Here is a 16,230-nt window from a genome sequence, read left to right as displayed (position 1 = left end):
GGCCGGGCGTCCGGTTACGGAAGCTGCCGGACCGCGCCCTTGTCCGCGGAGGTGGCCAGCGCGGCGTAGGCGCGCAGCGCGGTGGTGACGGTGCGCTGCCGGTCGACCGGCTGCCACGGACGCTCGGAGGCCTCCATCTTGGCGCGGCGCTCGGCGAGGACCGAGTCGTCGACGAGGATCTCGAGGGTGCGGGTCGCGACGTCGATGCGAACCTGGTCGCCGTTCTCGACCAGACCGATCACGCCGCCGGCCGCGGCCTCGGGGGAGATGTGGCCGATCGAGAGACCCGAGGTGCCGCCGGAGAACCGGCCGTCGGTGATCAGCGCGCACTCCTTGCCCAGGCCGGCGCCCTTGAGGAAGGCCGTCGGGTGCAGCATCTCCTGCATGCCCGGGCCGCCCTTCGGTCCCTCGTAGCGGACCACGAGCACGTCGCCCGACTTGATCTTCTTCTGCAGGATCACCGAGACGGCCTCCTCCTGCGACTCGACGACCAGCGCCGGGCCCTGGAAGGTGAACAGCTCCTCGTCGATGCCCGCGGTCTTGAGGATGGCGCCGTCGACCGCGACGTTGCCGCGCAGCACGACCAGGCCGCCCTCGACGGTGTACGCGTGCTCCTTGTCGCGGATGCAACCGCCCGCCGCGTCGGTGTCGAGCGCGCTCCACCGGTTGTTCGTGGAGAACGGCTCGGTGGTGCGCACCCCACCGGGCGCGGCGTGGAACAGTTCGACCGCCTCCTCGGAGGCCTTGCCGGAGCGGACGTCCCAGGTGTCGAGCCACTCGTCGAAGCTCTTGGTGTGCACCGTGGAGACGTCGGTCTCGAGCAGCCCGGCGCGGCGGAGTTCACCGAGCAGCGCGGGGATGCCGCCGGCCCGGTGCACGTCCTCCATGTGGTAGTCCGAGTTGGGGGAGACCTTGGACAGGCAGGGCACCCGGCGGCTGATCTCGTCGATGGTGTCGAGGTCGAAGTCGACCTCGCCCTCCTGCGCGGCCGCGAGCGTGTGCAGCACGGTGTTCGTCGACCCGCCCATCGCCACGTCGAGCGCCATCGCGTTGCGGAACGCCTTGGGGGTGGCGACGTTTCGCGGCAGCACCGAATCGTCCTCGTCGCGGTAGTAGCGCAGCGCGGCCTCGACGACGGTGGCGCCGGCCCGGCTGAACAGTGCGCGGCGCGCCTCGTGCGTGGCCAGCGTCGAGCCGTTGCCGGGCAGCGCGAGGCCGAGGGCCTCGGTCAGGCAGTTCATCGAGTTGGCGGTGAACATGCCCGAGCACGACCCGCAGGTCGGGCAGGCGCTGCGCTCGACCTCGTCGAGTCCCTCGTCGGAGACGGAGTCGTTGGCGCTGGCGGAGATCGCGGTGATCAGGTCGGTGGGGGCCTGGGCGACGCCGCCGACGACGACCGCCTTCCCCGCCTCCATCGGACCGCCGGAGACGAACACCGTCGGGATGTTCAGGCGCATGGCGGCGTTGAGCATGCCGGGGGTGATCTTGTCGCAGTTGGAGATGCACACCAGCGCGTCGGCGGTGTGCGCGTTGACCATGTACTCGACAGAGTCGGCGATGATCTCGCGGCTCGGCAGCGAGTAGAGCATGCCGCCGTGGCCCATCGCGATGCCGTCGTCGACGGCGATGGTGTGGAATTCGCGCGGCACGCCGCCGGCGGCGCGCACGGCCTCGGCCACGATGTCGCCGACGTTCTTGAGGTGCACGTGGCCCGGCACGAACTGGGTGTACGAGTTCGCGATCGCGACGATGGGCTTGCCGAAGTCGGAGTCGGTCATGCCGGTGGCGCGCCACAGCGAGCGCGCTCCGGCCGCGTTGCGTCCGACGGTGGTGGTGCGTGACCTCAACGGGGGCATGGACGTGTCCTTCAACTTCGGGGCACGGTCGAGCGTGCCGTGATCGGGGGAACTCGACGCGCGGGGGCTGCCGCGGGGGGAGCGGTCGCGGAGGGTGGGCGGACCGCCCGACTGTCGTCGGGTGCTTGTCGCCAACGGTACTCGCGTGTTAGTTCGCGCCCTGATCCGCGTCGTCGGCTCGCTCCGTAGCCTCCGCTCCGGTGTCGTGCTGCTCGGCCTGCTCTGTTTCTGGACTCCGGTCGGACTCGGCCTGTTCGCGCTCCCACTGTTCGCGGGCGGCGCGGTCGGCAGCCGCGTACGGATCGGTGACCCGGCCCCCGCTCGCGGCGGCCAGCTGGGGCAGCCGCCCGAAGGTGACCACCGGCAGGCTCACCTCGCTGCCGTCGGTGAGCTCGGCGCGGGCCCAGCCGCGCTTGGGGAACCGGAAGCCCTTGATCTGGCTCCAGGTCAGGGTCTGGCTGGAGAACATCCGGCGCAGCCGCAGTCCGTCGGAGTCGACGATGGTCCGGACCCGCAGCATCCACACGGCGACGAGGACCGGGATCAACCAGAGCACCGAGAAGTACGGGGGGCTCGGGAAGATGACGAAGGTCAAACCGAACGCGAGGAGGCCGACGGCGAGGAGGCCGAGCTTCGAGATGTGTATGGACTGCTCGACCGGATCGGCGGTGTGGGAGGATGGTCGTGGTGGCACGGGCTGCGATGGGGATGACACAGCACCATCTTCGCATCGAAGCCAGCGCTTCTCACATTCTGGGACAGCATACTCACCAAAGTTGACTGTTTACCCTTGACGCGCCTACCTTCGAGCGCGTGAAGCAGAATGAGTTGCTCGTAATCGGCCGGCGCGTCGTCGCCTGAGTCGATTCGCAGTCAACTCGCAAGCACGACGCGCCACCCTCGTACAGCAGTGAATGCTGACGGGGGTTTTTTATTGCCCGGAGTCAGCTAGAGACCGTCAATGACCAGAGGATTACCAGTGAGCGCACCAACAGCACGGCCGCAGCCCACGCCGCGCAAGTCGGGGGGCCAAGGTCAGCCAAGCCCCGCGACGGCAGCACCCCAGCCCGGCACCCGTCGTCAGGTCGCCCCCGAGCGGGTCACCGGCGCCCAGTCCGTGGTGCGAGCCCTCGAGGAGCTCGAGGTCGACACCGTGTTCGGCATTCCGGGTGGCGCGGTCCTCCCCGTCTACGATCCGCTCTTCGACTCGCAGAAGGTTCGGCACGTGCTGGTCCGGCACGAGCAGGGCGCCGGCCATGCCGCGACGGGGTACGCCCAGGCCACCGGCCGGGTCGGCGTCTGCATGGCGACCTCCGGTCCCGGCGCCACCAACCTGGTCACGCCGCTCGCCGACGCGCAGATGGACTCCGTCCCGGTCGTCGCGATCACCGGTCAGGTCGGCCGCGGCCTGATCGGCACCGACGCGTTCCAGGAAGCCGACATCTCCGGCATCACCATGCCGATCACCAAGCACAACTTCCTGATCACCGACGGCATCGACATCCCGCGGATCATGGCCGAGGCCTTCTACCTGGCGTCCTCCGGGCGTCCGGGTGCCGTCCTCGTCGACATCCCCAAGGACGTGCTGCAAGCCCAGACGACGTTCTCGTGGCCGCCGGAGATGCGTCTGCCCGGCTACCGCCCGGTGAGCAAGCCGCACGGCAAGCAGGTCCGCGAAGCGGCCCGGCTGATCGCCGAGTCGAAGGCGCCGGTGCTCTACGTCGGTGGCGGCGTCATCAAGGCCGACGCGTCGGCCGAGCTGCTCGAGCTCGCCGAGCTGACCGGTATCCCGGTCGTGACCACGCTGATGGCCCGCGGCGCGTTCCCCGACAGCCACCCGCTGCACTGCGGCATGCCCGGCATGCACGGCACCGTCGCGGCGGTGGCGGCCCTGCAGCGCAGCGACCTGCTGATCACCCTCGGCGCTCGATTCGACGACCGCGTCACCGGACAGCTCGACTCGTTCGCGCCGGACGCCAAGGTGATCCACGCGGACATCGACCCTGCCGAGATCGGCAAGAACCGGTACGCGGACGTCCCGATCGTCGGCGACTGCGGCGAGGTCATCACCGAACTGATCGAGGCGATCAAGGCGGACAAGGCGACCGGCACCACGCTGGACCTGACGCAGTGGTGGGCCTACCTCGACGACATCCGCAAGACCTACCCGCTCGCCTACGGCAAGCCGTCCGACGGTGCGCTCTCGCCCGAGTTCGTCATCGAGTCGGTCGGCCGGCTCGCCGGTCCCGACGCGATCTACTGCGCGGGCGTCGGCCAGCACCAGATGTGGGCCGCGCAGTTCGTCAAGTACGAGAAGCCGCGCACGTGGCTCAACTCGGGCGGCCTCGGCACCATGGGCTACGCGGTCCCCGCAGCGATGGGTGCCAAGATGGGCATGCCCGACCGCGAGGTCTGGGCCATCGACGGTGACGGCTGCTTCCAGATGACCAACCAGGAACTGGCCACCTGCGCCGTCGAGGGCGTGCCGATCAAGGTCGCGCTCGTCAACAACGGCAACCTCGGCATGGTCCGGCAGTGGCAGACCCTGTTCTACGACCAGCGCTACTCCAACACCAACCTCGGCACGCACGGCGCGGTCCGCATCCCGGACTTCGTCAAGCTGGCGGAAGCCTTGGGCTGCCACGGAATCCGTGTCGAGCGCGAGGAGGACGTCGAGGCGGCGATCCGCGAGGCGCAGTCGATCAACGACAAGCCCGTCGTCATCGACTTCATCGTCGGCAAGGACGCCCAGGTGTGGCCGATGGTGGCCGCGGGCACCAGCAACGACGAGATCCAGGCGGCGCGGGGCATCCGGCCGCTGTTCGACGACGACGAGTCGGCGTCGGAGCCGGCCGTCATCCACGAGGCGATGGAACGCGAGCAGCGCGACGGCGAGGCCGCCGCTGCCACGGAAGCGGAGGACAACAAGTGAGCACCAGCCACACCCTCAGTGTTCTCGTCGAGGACAAGCCGGGAGTGTTGGCCCGTGTGGCCGCCTTGTTCTCGCGCCGGGGCTTCAACATCGAGTCCCTCGCGGTCGGTGGCACCGAGCTGCCCGAGATTTCCCGCATGACCATCGTCGTGACCGTCGACGAGTTCCCGCTCGAGCAGGTGACCAAGCAGCTCAACAAGCTGATCAACGTCATCAAGATCGTCGAGCAGGACAACGAGGCGTCGGTGGCACGCGAGTTGGTCCTGATCAAGGTCAGGGCCGATGCAAGCGTGCGGACACAGGTCATCGAAACGGTGAACCTGTTCCGTGCCAAGGTGATCGACGTCTCGCCCGAGTCGGTGACCGTCGAGGCGACCGGTACCCGGTCGAAGCTCGACGCGCTACTGCGGATGCTCGATCCCTACGGAATCCGGGAGATCGTGCAGTCCGGGGTGGTGGCGGTCGGACGTGGTCCGAAGTCCATCACCGCAGCCCGGTAGTACCTTTTAGACAAATTCAGCCAGGCTTTGAAGTAAAACCAGAGGAGAGGTAATACCAGTGGCAGTCGAGATGTTCTACGACGATGATGCCGACCTGTCGATCATCCAGGGCCGCAAGGTCGCGGTTATCGGCTACGGCAGCCAGGGCCACGCGCACTCGCTGAGCCTGCGCGACTCCGGCGTCGATGTGCGCATCGGCCTCAAGGAGGGCTCGAAGTCCCGCGCGAAGGCCGAGGAGCAGGGCCTGACCGTCGGCACCCCGGCCGAGGTCGCCGAGTGGGCCGACGTGATCATGGTGCTCGCCCCCGACACCGCGCAGGCGTCGATCTTCACCAACGACATCGAGCCGAACCTGAAGGACGGCGACGCGCTGTTCTTCGGACACGGCCTCAACATCCACTTCGACCTGATCAAGGCTCCGGAGTTCGTCACCGTCGGCATGGTCGCCCCCAAGGGCCCCGGCCACCTGGTGCGTCGTCAGTTCGTCGACGGCAAGGGCGTCCCCGCCCTCATCGCCGTCGACCAGGACCCGAAGGGCGAGGGCCAGGCCCTGGCGCTGTCCTACGCCAAGGCGATCGGCGGCACCCGCGCCGGCGTCATCAAGACCACCTTCAAGGAAGAGACCGAGACCGACCTCTTCGGTGAGCAGGCCGTGCTCTGCGGTGGTACCGAGGAGCTCGTCAAGACCGGCTTCGAGGTCATGGTCGAGGCCGGCTACGCCCCGGAGATGGCGTACTTCGAGGTCCTGCACGAGCTCAAGCTCATCGTCGACCTGATGTACGAGGGTGGCATCGCCCGCATGAACTACTCGGTGTCCGACACCGCGGAGTTCGGCGGCTACCTGTCCGGCCCGCGCGTCATCGACGCCGGCACCAAGGAGCGCATGAAGGCGATCCTGGCCGACATCCAGTCCGGCGAGTTCACCCGCCGCCTCGTCGCCAACGTCGAGAACGGCAACACCGAGCTCGAGGGCCTGCGCAAGGCCAACGCCGAGCACCCGATCGAGGTCACCGGCAAGAAGCTGCGCGACCTGATGAGCTGGGTCGATCGCCCGATCACCGAAACCGCGTAAAGCGGCTTAGCGCTCAGAGGCCCGACGGCCCCGCCGGACAGTGCAGACTGTTCGAGAGGGTCGTCGGGCCTTCGCTTTTCACTGGCCTGGGTAGGTGGTGGCGGATGCGGCGAGAGTCGTTGACGAGGACGTGGCTTCCGGGCATCGAGGTGGCTCGGAAGTATCAGCGGTCCTGGCTGCGGACCGACATCACCGCCGGCATCGCGCTGACCGCACTCCTGATCCCGGCGGGCATGGGCTACGCGCAGGCGGCCGGCCTGCCGCCGGAGACCGGCCTGTACGCGACCATCGTGCCGCTGCTCGTCTACGCCCTCGTCGGGCCGTCGAAGATCCTGGTGCTCGGGCCCGACTCCTCGCTCGCCCCGATCATCGGCGCGGCCGTTCTCCCGCTCGCGGCCGGGGACCCGGCCAGGGCCGTCGCCCTCGCCGGGCTGCTCGCGATCCTGATGGGCGCGATCCTGATCGTCGGTGGCCTGCTCAGGCTGGGCTTCGTCACCGACCTGCTGTCCAAACCGATCCGACTCGGCTATCTCAACGGCATCGCCCTCGTCGTCGTCGTGAGCCAGATCCCGAAGCTGCTCGGGTTCTCCGTCGACGGCGTCAACCTGATCGACGAGATCAGGCAGACCGCGTCGGCGATCGCCGACGGCGAGATCGATCCGACCGCGGCGGCCGTCGGCGTCGGCGGCATCGCGGTGATCCTGGCGTTCAAGCTGTTCCACAGCCGCATTCCCGGCGTGCTCGTCGCCGTGATCGGATCGATCGCCCTCGCCTACGCGCTCCACCTCGACGACGAGATCCCGATGGTCGGTGCCCTGCCCCACGGACTGCCCGCCCCCGCGCTCGGCGGGCTGCAGTGGTCCGACGTGCTCGAACTCGTCGGCCCCGCGGCGGGTATCGCCCTGGTCGCCTTCGCCGACACCGGCGTGCTCTCGCGCACCTTCGCGGCTCGGCGCGGGGAGTCCGTCGACGGGAGCCAGGAGATGCGCGCGATCGGCACCGCCAATGTCGCGAGCGGCGTCCTCGGGGGATTCCCGATGTCCGCGAGCTCGTCCCGCACGCCGGTCGCCGAACAGAACGGCGCGAAGACGCAACTCACCGGCGTGGTCGGCGCGGTCCTGATCGTCGTGTTCATCCTCGTTGCGCCCGGTCTGACCAGCTACCTGCCGACGGCGGCGCTCGCCGCCGTCGTGATCGTCGCCGCCACCTCACTCGTCGACATTCGCAGCCTCGTCGAGATGTGGTCGATGAGCAGGATCGAGACGGGGCTGGCGATCGCCGCGTTCCTCGGGGTCGCGCTGGTCGGCGTGCTCGAGGGCATTCTCATCGCCATCGGGTTGTCGTTCGTTGCGGTCGTCGTGCACGCCTGGCGGCCCTACCGCACCGAACTGGTGGTCGTGCCCGGCGTCGACGGTTATCACGACGTCAAGCGGAACCCGACCGGACGCCGGATTCCCGGCCTGGTGATCGTGAGGTTCGACGCGCAGCTGTTCTTCGCGAACGGCGCGATCTTCGACGACTACACCCGCCGGGTCGTCGCCCGAGCACCGGAACCGGTCCGCTGGGTGATCGTCGCGGCCGAGCCGATCACCGGCCTCGACACGACCGCGATGGACGAGCTCGTCGAGCTCGATCAGTACTTGTCCAGCAACGGAATTCAGCTCGTGTTCGCGGAGATGAAGGATCCCGTCAAGGACAAGCTGCGGCTGCTGGGGCTGGGGGAGCGATTCGGGCCGGACCACTTCTTCCCGACCCTCGACACCGCGGTCGAGGCGTTCCGTGGCGACGTGCCCCGATAGCGTCGACCTTCCCGTGGAGTCCAGCATGTGGTACTGGGGACCCGCGAGGTGGGTTCGGAGGTGTGCGCGCACTAAGCTGTTCGGGTCACGGTTTCACGTGGGCGCCGCGGCGCCCCGGACCGGGCACGATCCGCCCACACCTAAACCGCAGGGGAGTTCACTCGTGAGCCAGCCAGGCCGTCCCGTTGTCCTGATCGCCGACAAGCTCGCGCAATCGACCGTCGATGCGCTCGGTGACGGTGTGGAGGTGCGCTGGGTCGACGGCCCGGACCGTCCCGCGCTGCTCGCCGCGGTTCCCGAGGCCGACGCCCTGCTGGTCCGCTCCGCCACCACCGTCGACGCCGAGGTCCTCGCCGCGGCGTCCAAGCTGAAGATCGTCGGTCGCGCGGGCGTCGGCCTCGACAACGTCGACATCCCGGCAGCCACCGAGCGCGGTGTGATGGTCGTCAACGCGCCGACCTCGAACATCCACTCGGCCGCCGAGCACGCCGTCTCGCTGCTGCTCTCGACGGCTCGCCAGATCCCGGCCGCCGACCGCACCCTGCGCGAGAAGACCTGGAAGCGATCCAGCTTCAACGGCACCGAGATCCTCGGCAAGACCGTCGGCGTCGTCGGCCTCGGCCGCATCGGCCAGCTGTTCGCGCAGCGCCTTGCAGCCTTCGAGACCAATGTCATCGCGTACGACCCCTACCTGCCCGCGGCTCGCGCCGCGCAGCTGGGCATCGAGCTCGTCGACATCGACCAGCTCGTCGAGCGCGCCGACTTCATCTCGGTGCACCTGCCCAAGACCAAGGAGACCGCCGGCCTGATCAACGCCGAGCGGCTGGCCAAGGCCAAGGACGGCGTCATCATCGTCAACGCTGCTCGCGGTGGGCTCATCGACGAGGACGCGCTGTACGACGCGCTCGTGAACGGCAAGGTCCGCGCCGCCGGCCTGGACGTGTTCAACACCGAGCCGTGCACCGACTCCAAGCTGTTCGACCTCGACAACGTCGTGGTCACCCCGCACCTCGGCGCCTCCACCTCGGAGGCCCAGGACCGGGCCGGCACCGACGTCGCCAAGAGCGTGCTGCTGGCCCTGTCCGGCGAGTTCGTGCCGGACGCCGTCAACGTCTCCGGCGGACCGGTCGGGGAAGAGGTCGCGCCGTGGCTCGAGCTCGTCCGCAAGCTCGGCCTGCTCGCCGGAACCTTGTCGCCCGAGGCCGTGCAGAACGTGCAGGTCGTCGTCAGCGGTGAGCTCTCCGCCGAGAACGTCGAGATCCTCGGCCTGGCCGCGCTGCGCGGACTGTTCTCCGCCAGCAGCGACGAGGCCGTCACCTTCGTCAACGCCCCGCAGCTCGCCGAGCAGCGCGGCGTCGGCGTCGAGGTCGACAAGCACAGCGAGGCGCAGACGCACCGCAGCGCCGTCGAGGTGCGCGCGGTCGCGGCCGACGGCACCGTCACCGCCGTCGCGGGCGCGCTGACCGGTCTGCAGCAGGTCGAGAAGATCGTCAACGTCAACGGCCGCAGCTTCGACCTGCGCGCCGAGGGCCACAACATCGTCGTGCACTACGCGGATCGTCCGGGCGTGCTCGGTGTGCTCGGCACGGTGCTCGGCACCGCGGGCGTCGACATCCAGGCCGCCGCGCTGAGCCAGGACGTCGAGGGCGAGGGCGCCACCGTCATCCTGCGCGTGGACCAGGTCGTCGGCGACGCCGAGGTCGAGCAGATCGTCGCGCAGCTCGACGCTCGCGTGGCCCAGGTCGACCTGTCCTGACCTTCGAGTAACAAGCATTACCCGGTGGCCGCGATCGTGACTGCACGGTCGCGGCCACCGTCGGATCATCGAGGAAGAGAGTGTGTCCATGAAGCTTGCGGTCATCGCCGGTGACGGCATCGGTGTCGAGGTCACTGCGGAAGCGCTGAAGGTGCTCCGGAAGCTGGTTCCCGATCTGGAGACCACCGAGTTCGACCTCGGTGCCAAGCGCTACAACGAGACCGGCGACCTGCTGCCGGAGGCCGAGCTCGAGGCGATCCGTCAGCACGACGCGATCCTGCTCGGTGCGATCGGCGATCCGCGGTTCGTCGCCCCGGGCATCCTCGAACGCGGCCTGCTGCTGAACATGCGGTTCCTGCTCGACCACCACGTGAACCTGCGTCCGGCCCGCACCTACCCGGGCTCGAGCTCGCCGCTGGCCGCGAACCCGGACATCGACTTCATCGTGGTCCGTGAGGGCACCGAGGGTCCGTACACCGGCAACGGTGGTTCGATCCGGGTCGGCACGCCGCACGAGGTCGCCACCGAGGTCTCGGTGAACACGTGGTTCGGTGCCGAGCGTGTCGTCCGCGCCGCGTACGAGCTGGCGCAGACCCGCCGCAAGCACCTGACGCTGATCCACAAGACGAACGTGCTCTCCAACGCGGGCCGGATCTGGACCCGCGCGATGGAGACCGTCGGCGCCGAGTACCCGGACGTCGAGACGGCGTACTGCCACATCGATGCGGCGACCATCTACATGGTCACCGACCCGACCCGCTTCGACGTGATCGTCACCGACAACCTGTTCGGCGACATCATCACCGACCTCGCGGGCGCGGTCACCGGCGGCATCGGCCTGGCCGCGAGCGGCAACATCGACGCTTCGGGCACCAACCCGTCCATGTTCGAGCCCGTCCACGGCTCGGCGCCGGACATCGCCGGCAAGGGCATCGCGGACCCGACCGCTGCGATCCTGTCGGCCGCGATGCTGCTGCGCCACCTCGGTCGCGAGGAGGACGCCGCTCGTGTCGAGCGTGCGGTCGAGGCGGACCTGGCCTCGCGCGGCGACGCACCGATCGTGACCACCGAGGTGGGCGACCGGATCACCGCCGCGATCTGACCCGCTTCGTATCAGGGTGAGGGGAACCATCATTCGGTCTGACCGGGTGGTGGTTCCCCTCGGCCTCGTCTAGGGGGTGTCGCGGGGGACCAGGGGAGCGGCGATCACGGGGCAGAGGGCGGACAGCGCGAAGGCGGCAGGGAATCCGAACACCCCGATCACGGCGCCGAACACCGGTGGCACCACCGAGGCCGCCAGATACTGACTGGTGTTCTGCGCGCCCAGTGCCCGGCCGCTCCAGTAGGGCCCGGCGATCTCGGCGACAGCGGTGAACGCCAACCCGTTGTCCGCAACCGTGATCACCGATGCAACCAGCAGCAGGGCGACCGAGAGCGGCGAGTCCAGCCAGTCGGTCACGGCCAGTGCGGCCATGGCGACCGCGGCCGCGAGGGCCACCTGACGCAGCGGTCGCATCCGGCTGCCGACCCGGTCGGACCACGCGCCGGCGCCGATGCGTCCGACCGCCCCGAGCAGCTGGGCGGCGGTCACGAGAACCCCCGCAGACGCGGCCGACCAGTGCCGGTCGGTCATCAGCCACACGAGGGCGAAGGTCCACACCAGGTACTGCGGGACCACCAGCAGCACCGACACCGCGTGGATCCGCCACAGCACGCTGCGCCCGGCGTACGGATTGTCGAGCAGGCCCTGCTCCGCGGCATCGGCCCGGCTCGGCCGCGGCGGGTCGATCACGAGGGCCAGGCAGCACACCGCGGCCAGCCCGCAGAACGCGGCGGGAATCGCTATGGCCCAAGCGATTCCGTGATCCGCGGCAATCCGCGGGACGGTCAGTGCCGCCACCGCGACGCCCAGCGGCAGCGCCATCTGCCGGATTCCCATGGCGAGTCCACGGAGGTGCGCAGGGAACCAGCCGACGACGACCCGCCCACTGGCGGCATTCGCGCTGGACGCAGCGGTGCCGCCGAGGAACAGGAAGGCACCCAGCAGGACCAGCGAGATGTCGGAGGTGACGGCGGCCGTGGCAGCGGCCACTGCGGCCGCACCGAGGCCGATGCCGAGCACCCGGCGCTCGCCGATGCGGTCGACCACCGCGCCCCAGGCGATCAGGATGACCAGGAATCCGACCGTCGGCATCGCGGCGATGACGCCCGCCTGGGCGAGACTCAGCCCGGCCCGGTCGTGCAACGTCGGGATGAGGAAGGCGGGGGCGTTGGCGAACACACCGCCCGCGGTCTGGGCGAACACGCCGAGGCCGAGCATCGACCAGCGTCGCGTCGTGCTCGCCTGCTGTTCGCGTGTCGTGATGCTCATGGCGCTCGTTTCATTATATGGGATTCTATTCCCGAAATATGGATTCTGGCTGGAGCCTACACGCGCCGCGATTCGGTCGGAAGGCGCGGCGGCGACTCCCGGGGTCGGCCCGGATCGACGGTCGATAGACTGCCTGCATGCGCCTAGGTCGAATTGCCAGCCCGGACGGGGTCGCCTTTGTGTCCATCGAGGGAGAGGGTGAGGCGCAGACCGCGAAGGAGATCGCCGAGCATCCCTTCGGTACGCCGACTTTCACCGGCCGGAGCTGGCCGCTGGCCGATGTCCGGCTGCTCGCGCCGATCCTCGCCAGCAAGGTGGTCTGCATCGGCAAGAACTACGCCGCGCACGCCGCCGAGATGGGCGGCGAGGCACCCGAGGATCCGGTGATCTTCCTCAAGCCCAACACCTCGATCGTCGGCCCCGGAGCGCCGATCATATTGCCGCCCAGCTCGAACGAGGTGCACTACGAGGGCGAGCTGGCCATCGTGATCGGTCGTCCGTGCAAGGACGTGCCCGCCGCGAAGGCGCTCGACGTGGTGCTCGGCTACACCGTCGCCAACGACGTCTCCGCGCGCGATCACCAGCGCCATGACGGGCAGTGGACACGGGCCAAGGGCCACGACACCTTCTGCCCGCTCGGGCCCTGGATCGAGACGTCGCTCGACGCGTCCGATCTCGAGATCAAGACCGAGGTCGACGGCGCGCTCAAGCAGCGCAGCCGGACATCGCTTCTGCTGCACGACATCCCGAAGATCATCGAATGGGTCTCCGCGGTGATGACGTTGCTGCCCGGCGACGTGATCCTCACCGGCACTCCGGAGGGAGTCGGTCCGATCGTGGCAGGCGACACCGTCAGCGTGACGATCGAGGGCATCGGCACCCTCACCAATCCGGTCGCGGCCAAGGGCTGAGGGCGCACCGTCCGATCCGAACGGCGCGGCCGGTGGGGGACTAGCCTGTAGGGGACCGATTCGACCCCTAGAGCCAAGTGAGCCATGACCACCAGCGAAGTGCGTGTTCGTTTCTGCCCGTCACCCACCGGAACCCCGCACGTCGGGTTGATCCGTACGGCCCTGTTCAACTGGGCGTACGCACGGCATCACGGTGGCAAGTTCGTCTTCCGTATCGAGGACACGGACGCGGCCCGGGACTCGGAGGAGTCGTACCAGGCGATCCTCGACGCGCTGCGGTGGCTCGGCCTGACCTGGGACGAGGGCCCGGAGGTCGGTGGTCCGTACGAGCCGTACCGGCAGTCCCAGCGCCGAGACCAGCACCTCGAGGTGGTGGCGAAGCTGCTCGCCGCGGGGGAGGCCTACGAGTCGTTCTCCACGCCCGAGGAGGTCGAGGCCCGGCACAAGGCCGCGGGCCGCGATCCCAAGCTCGGCTACGACAACTTCGACCGCGACCTGAGCGAGGCCCAGCGCCAGGCGTACCTCGACGAGGGCCGCAAGCCCGTCGTCCGGTTGCGGATGCCCGACCACGACCTGTCCTGGGTGGATCTCGTGCGCGGCGAGACCACGTTCAAGGCGGGCACGGTGCCGGACTTCGCGCTCACCCGCGGAAACGGGATTCCGCTGTACACGCTCGTGAACCCGGTCGACGACGCGCTGATGAAGATCACCCACGTGCTCCGCGGCGAGGACCTGCTGTCCTCCACGCCGCGTCAGCTGGCGCTCTACGAGGCGCTCCAGCGCATCGGTGTCGCCGAGTTCACCCCCGAGTTCGGGCACCTGCCGTTCGTGATGGGGCAGGGCAACAAGAAGCTGTCCAAGCGTGATCCCGAGTCGAACCTGTTCATCCACCGCGACCGAGGATTCATCCCCGAGGGCCTGCTCAACTACCTCGCGCTGCTGGGCTGGAGCATCGCGGACGATCACGACGTGTTCTCCCTCACGGAGATGGTCGAGGCGTTCGACATCTCGAAGGTGAACTCGAATCCGGCGCGCTTCGACCAGAAGAAGGCCGACGCGATCAACGCCGAGCACATCCGGCTGCTGGCGCCGGAAGACTTCGCGGGCCGGCTCCGGGAGTTCCTCGCCGCACACGACCGTCCCGTGGACGCCTTGAGTGCGCAGGACTTCGCAGTGGCGGCAGAGCTGGTGCAGACCCGCATCGTCGTGCTCTCCGACGCCTGGGACCTGTTGAAGTTCCTGTTCGTGGACGAGGCGGATTTCGCCATCGATCCGGCAGCGGCGGCGAAGAACCTCGGTGCCGACGCGGGGCCGGTGCTCGACGCGTCGGTCGCCGCCCTCGAGGCCCTGACAACCTGGGCCACCGCCGATCTGGAGGAGGCGCTCAAGGCTGCCCTCATCGACGGCCTGGAACTCAAGCCGCGCAAGGCCTTTGCCCCGGTGCGTGTGGCGGTGACCGGCTCGCACATCAGCCCTCCGCTGTACGAGTCGATGGAACTGCTCGGTCGGGAGAAGACGATGGCCCGGCTGCACTCCGCCCGCGCGCAGGTCGCTCAGTAGTACCGTCGGTCGCGGTCGGAGGGTCGATTTCGGCCCTCTGACCAGCCGATTTGGAGAATGACCCTAGGGCTTTGCTATTGTTCTCCTCGTCCGAAACGGAGAGCCCAGCCGCAAGGTTGAGCGAGCCGCCGAGGTCATTGGGGTATGGTGTAATTGGCAACACAGCGGTTTCTGGTACCGCCATTCTAGGTTCGAGTCCTGGTACCCCAGCGGTGAGTTCAGTGATTTTTCGCCGGACTGTCCGAGCAGTACACGGCACGTTCCCTGGCCCCGTCGTCTAGCGGCCTAGGACGCCGCCCTCTCAAGGCGGTAGCGCGGGTTCGAATCCCGTCGGGGCTACCACGGAGAGCGTGCCGAAACGTGTGATCGTCACATTGTGACTGTCATGTTCCTGGCCCCGTCGTCTAGCGGCCTAGGACGCCGCCCTCTCAAGGCGGTAGCGCGGGTTCGAATCCCGTCGGGGCTACAACGAGAAGACCCTCCGGTTGTCCGGAGGGTCTTTGTCGTTCTCGGTGTGAATTCAGCCGCTCTTGCGCCGGAATTCTCGTTTGTGGTCTGCCGGTCCGTGAGTGTGATGAATCTTCGAGTCGCCGGCGGTACTCGACGCCGGCGCCGCGTTCTTGTGATTCTTCCGGTCGAGCGCCTCGCGGAACTGCTGCTTGATCTGTTCGTTCTCGGAGTCGGTCACGATGCGTTCCTCCCATTGTCGGTCGCATCGTGACCGTACCGCTGTCGAGGCGTCGAGTCGCGTTGATTTCCCCGGCGAGGTCAGAGGTACTGCGCGGTGCTGCCCCCGACCGGCATCTGCGGGAGGCCGAGTTTGCGGTGATCCCAGGAGCGCACCCGGTCGGGTCGCACGCGCACCGCGACGCGCTTGTTCAGCATCATCTCGATCGCGGGGTCGACGTCGGCGGAGTACGGGCCGGTGTAGCGCTCCCAGATGCTCACGCCCACCCGCCAGAGGGCGTCGGCGTCGTCGACGATCTCCGCCGTGCCCTCGAACGAGACCCCGCGGAGCGTGTCGTAGGTCTGCCCGTCCTCGATCATGACGGTGATCCGTTCGTCCCGGCGGAGGTTGACGGCCTTCTGCGACTTGGCCTTCGTCTCGAACCACAATTCGCCGTCGACGAGCGCGTACCACATCGCGATGAGGTGCGGCGCCCCGTTGTGGCCGACGGTCGCCATGGTGGCCACCCGGCTGCGTTGAACGAACTCCGTGATCTCGGACTCGGTCATCGTGATCTGAGACCGTTGGTTGGTGCCCACTGCGACGTCCTCCCATGGGGATCGGAACCTGTTGTCGCAAGCACTGTGCCACGTTCGGGCGGGCCGGCGGGAGGAGATGTCAGAGGCGCTTGTGCAGAGCCTCGGCGGCCGCCAGGAGATCCGCGGCCCATCGGGCGCCCGGGCGCCGGCCCATGCGGTCGATCGGACCGGAGACGGAGATGGCCGCGACCACGGCACCGGTGCGAT

Annotated in this window: 13 protein-coding genes, 3 tRNA genes and 1 pseudogene; 11 read left to right on the top strand and 6 right to left on the bottom strand. The window is 68.6% G+C overall.

Going from position 1 to position 16,230, the window contains the following annotated elements; all coding sequences use genetic code 11:
* Positions 1 to 14: 14 nt before the first annotated feature.
* Both ilvD and ACFXGJ_RS19795 read right to left on the bottom strand, forming a co-directional pair.
* Positions 15 to 1,856, bottom strand: coding sequence for a dihydroxy-acid dehydratase (gene ilvD, locus ACFXGJ_RS19800; RefSeq protein ID WP_378623585.1), 1,842 nt, complete (start codon positions 1,854 to 1,856; stop codon positions 15 to 17).
* 148 nt (positions 1,857 to 2,004) lie between these two features.
* Complete coding sequence (locus ACFXGJ_RS19795) at positions 2,005 to 2,550, bottom strand: PH domain-containing protein (RefSeq protein ID WP_378623583.1); 546 nt, start codon at positions 2,548 to 2,550, stop codon at positions 2,005 to 2,007.
* Positions 2,551 to 2,835: 285 nt separating this feature from the next.
* On the opposite strand from ACFXGJ_RS19795, the gene ACFXGJ_RS19790 reads away from it, so the two are divergent.
* From ACFXGJ_RS19790 to ACFXGJ_RS19765, 6 genes are all read left to right on the top strand, one after another.
* Complete coding sequence (locus ACFXGJ_RS19790; RefSeq protein WP_378623581.1) at positions 2,836 to 4,788, top strand: acetolactate synthase large subunit; 1,953 nt, start codon at positions 2,836 to 2,838, stop codon at positions 4,786 to 4,788.
* The gene (gene ilvN / locus ACFXGJ_RS19785; RefSeq protein ID WP_142101225.1) at positions 4,785 to 5,288 is read left to right on the top strand and encodes an acetolactate synthase small subunit; all 504 of its coding nucleotides are present in this window, start codon (positions 4,785 to 4,787) and stop codon (positions 5,286 to 5,288) included. Before ACFXGJ_RS19790 ends, ilvN begins: the two co-directional genes overlap by 4 nt.
* A gap of 70 nt (positions 5,289 to 5,358) precedes the next feature.
* Positions 5,359 to 6,360 (top strand): ketol-acid reductoisomerase, encoded by a 1,002-nt coding sequence (gene ilvC, locus ACFXGJ_RS19780; protein ID WP_027499210.1) that lies wholly within the window; start codon positions 5,359 to 5,361, stop codon positions 6,358 to 6,360.
* 104 nt (positions 6,361 to 6,464) lie between these two features.
* On the top strand, positions 6,465 to 8,159 hold the full coding sequence (locus ACFXGJ_RS19775) for a SulP family inorganic anion transporter (RefSeq protein ID WP_378623579.1): 1,695 nt from the start codon (positions 6,465 to 6,467) through the stop codon (positions 8,157 to 8,159).
* A 163-nt stretch (positions 8,160 to 8,322) separates the two neighbouring features.
* A complete protein-coding gene (gene serA, locus ACFXGJ_RS19770) occupies positions 8,323 to 9,915 on the top strand; it encodes a phosphoglycerate dehydrogenase (RefSeq protein WP_378623577.1) in 1,593 nt (530 codons plus the stop codon).
* 88 nt (positions 9,916 to 10,003) lie between these two features.
* A complete protein-coding gene (locus ACFXGJ_RS19765) occupies positions 10,004 to 11,017 on the top strand; it encodes a 3-isopropylmalate dehydrogenase (protein ID WP_378623570.1) in 1,014 nt (337 codons plus the stop codon).
* Between the two features lie 69 nt (positions 11,018 to 11,086).
* On the opposite strand, the gene ACFXGJ_RS19760 is transcribed toward ACFXGJ_RS19765, so the two are convergent.
* Positions 11,087 to 12,286 carry an MFS transporter gene (locus ACFXGJ_RS19760; protein ID WP_378623567.1) on the bottom strand — a complete coding sequence of 400 codons (1,200 nt, stop codon included), beginning with the start codon at positions 12,284 to 12,286 and terminating at the stop codon, positions 11,087 to 11,089.
* 137 nt (positions 12,287 to 12,423) lie between these two features.
* On the opposite strand from ACFXGJ_RS19760, the gene ACFXGJ_RS19755 reads away from it, so the two are divergent.
* The 5 genes from ACFXGJ_RS19755 (at position 12,424) to ACFXGJ_RS19735 (ending at position 15,223) form a co-directional block, all read left to right on the top strand.
* Positions 12,424 to 13,197 (top strand): fumarylacetoacetate hydrolase family protein, encoded by a 774-nt coding sequence (locus ACFXGJ_RS19755; RefSeq protein WP_378623564.1) that lies wholly within the window; start codon positions 12,424 to 12,426, stop codon positions 13,195 to 13,197.
* Positions 13,198 to 13,281: 84 nt separating this feature from the next.
* Positions 13,282 to 14,757 (top strand): glutamate--tRNA ligase, encoded by a 1,476-nt coding sequence (gene gltX / locus ACFXGJ_RS19750; protein WP_378623561.1) that lies wholly within the window; start codon positions 13,282 to 13,284, stop codon positions 14,755 to 14,757.
* Positions 14,758 to 14,895: 138 nt separating this feature from the next.
* Positions 14,896 to 14,967 (top strand) — tRNA-Gln (locus ACFXGJ_RS19745).
* Positions 14,968 to 15,023: 56 nt separating this feature from the next.
* Positions 15,024 to 15,099 (top strand) — tRNA-Glu (locus ACFXGJ_RS19740).
* 51 nt (positions 15,100 to 15,150) lie between these two features.
* A tRNA-Glu gene (locus ACFXGJ_RS19735) sits at positions 15,151 to 15,223 on the top strand.
* Between the two features lie 54 nt (positions 15,224 to 15,277).
* Here ACFXGJ_RS19735 and ACFXGJ_RS19730 read toward each other — a convergent pair.
* The 3 genes and pseudogenes from ACFXGJ_RS19730 to ACFXGJ_RS19720 all read right to left on the bottom strand — a co-directional run.
* Positions 15,278 to 15,445 carry a DUF5302 domain-containing protein gene (locus ACFXGJ_RS19730; RefSeq protein WP_378623558.1) on the bottom strand — a complete coding sequence of 56 codons (168 nt, stop codon included), beginning with the start codon at positions 15,443 to 15,445 and terminating at the stop codon, positions 15,278 to 15,280.
* Positions 15,446 to 15,525: 80 nt separating this feature from the next.
* Positions 15,526 to 16,023: a pyridoxamine 5'-phosphate oxidase family protein gene (locus tag ACFXGJ_RS19725; protein WP_378623556.1), complete on the bottom strand. Its 498-nt coding sequence runs from the start codon at positions 16,021 to 16,023 to the stop codon at positions 15,526 to 15,528.
* Positions 16,024 to 16,102: 79 nt separating this feature from the next.
* Positions 16,103 to 16,230: pseudogene (locus ACFXGJ_RS19720) on the bottom strand (IclR family transcriptional regulator); the annotation flags it as partial.

Source organism: Rhodococcus sp. NPDC059234 (assembly GCF_042754225.1).
Classification (GTDB): domain Bacteria; phylum Actinomycetota; class Actinomycetes; order Mycobacteriales; family Mycobacteriaceae; genus Rhodococcus_G.
This window is presented reverse-complemented; position numbering and strand designations above follow the sequence as displayed.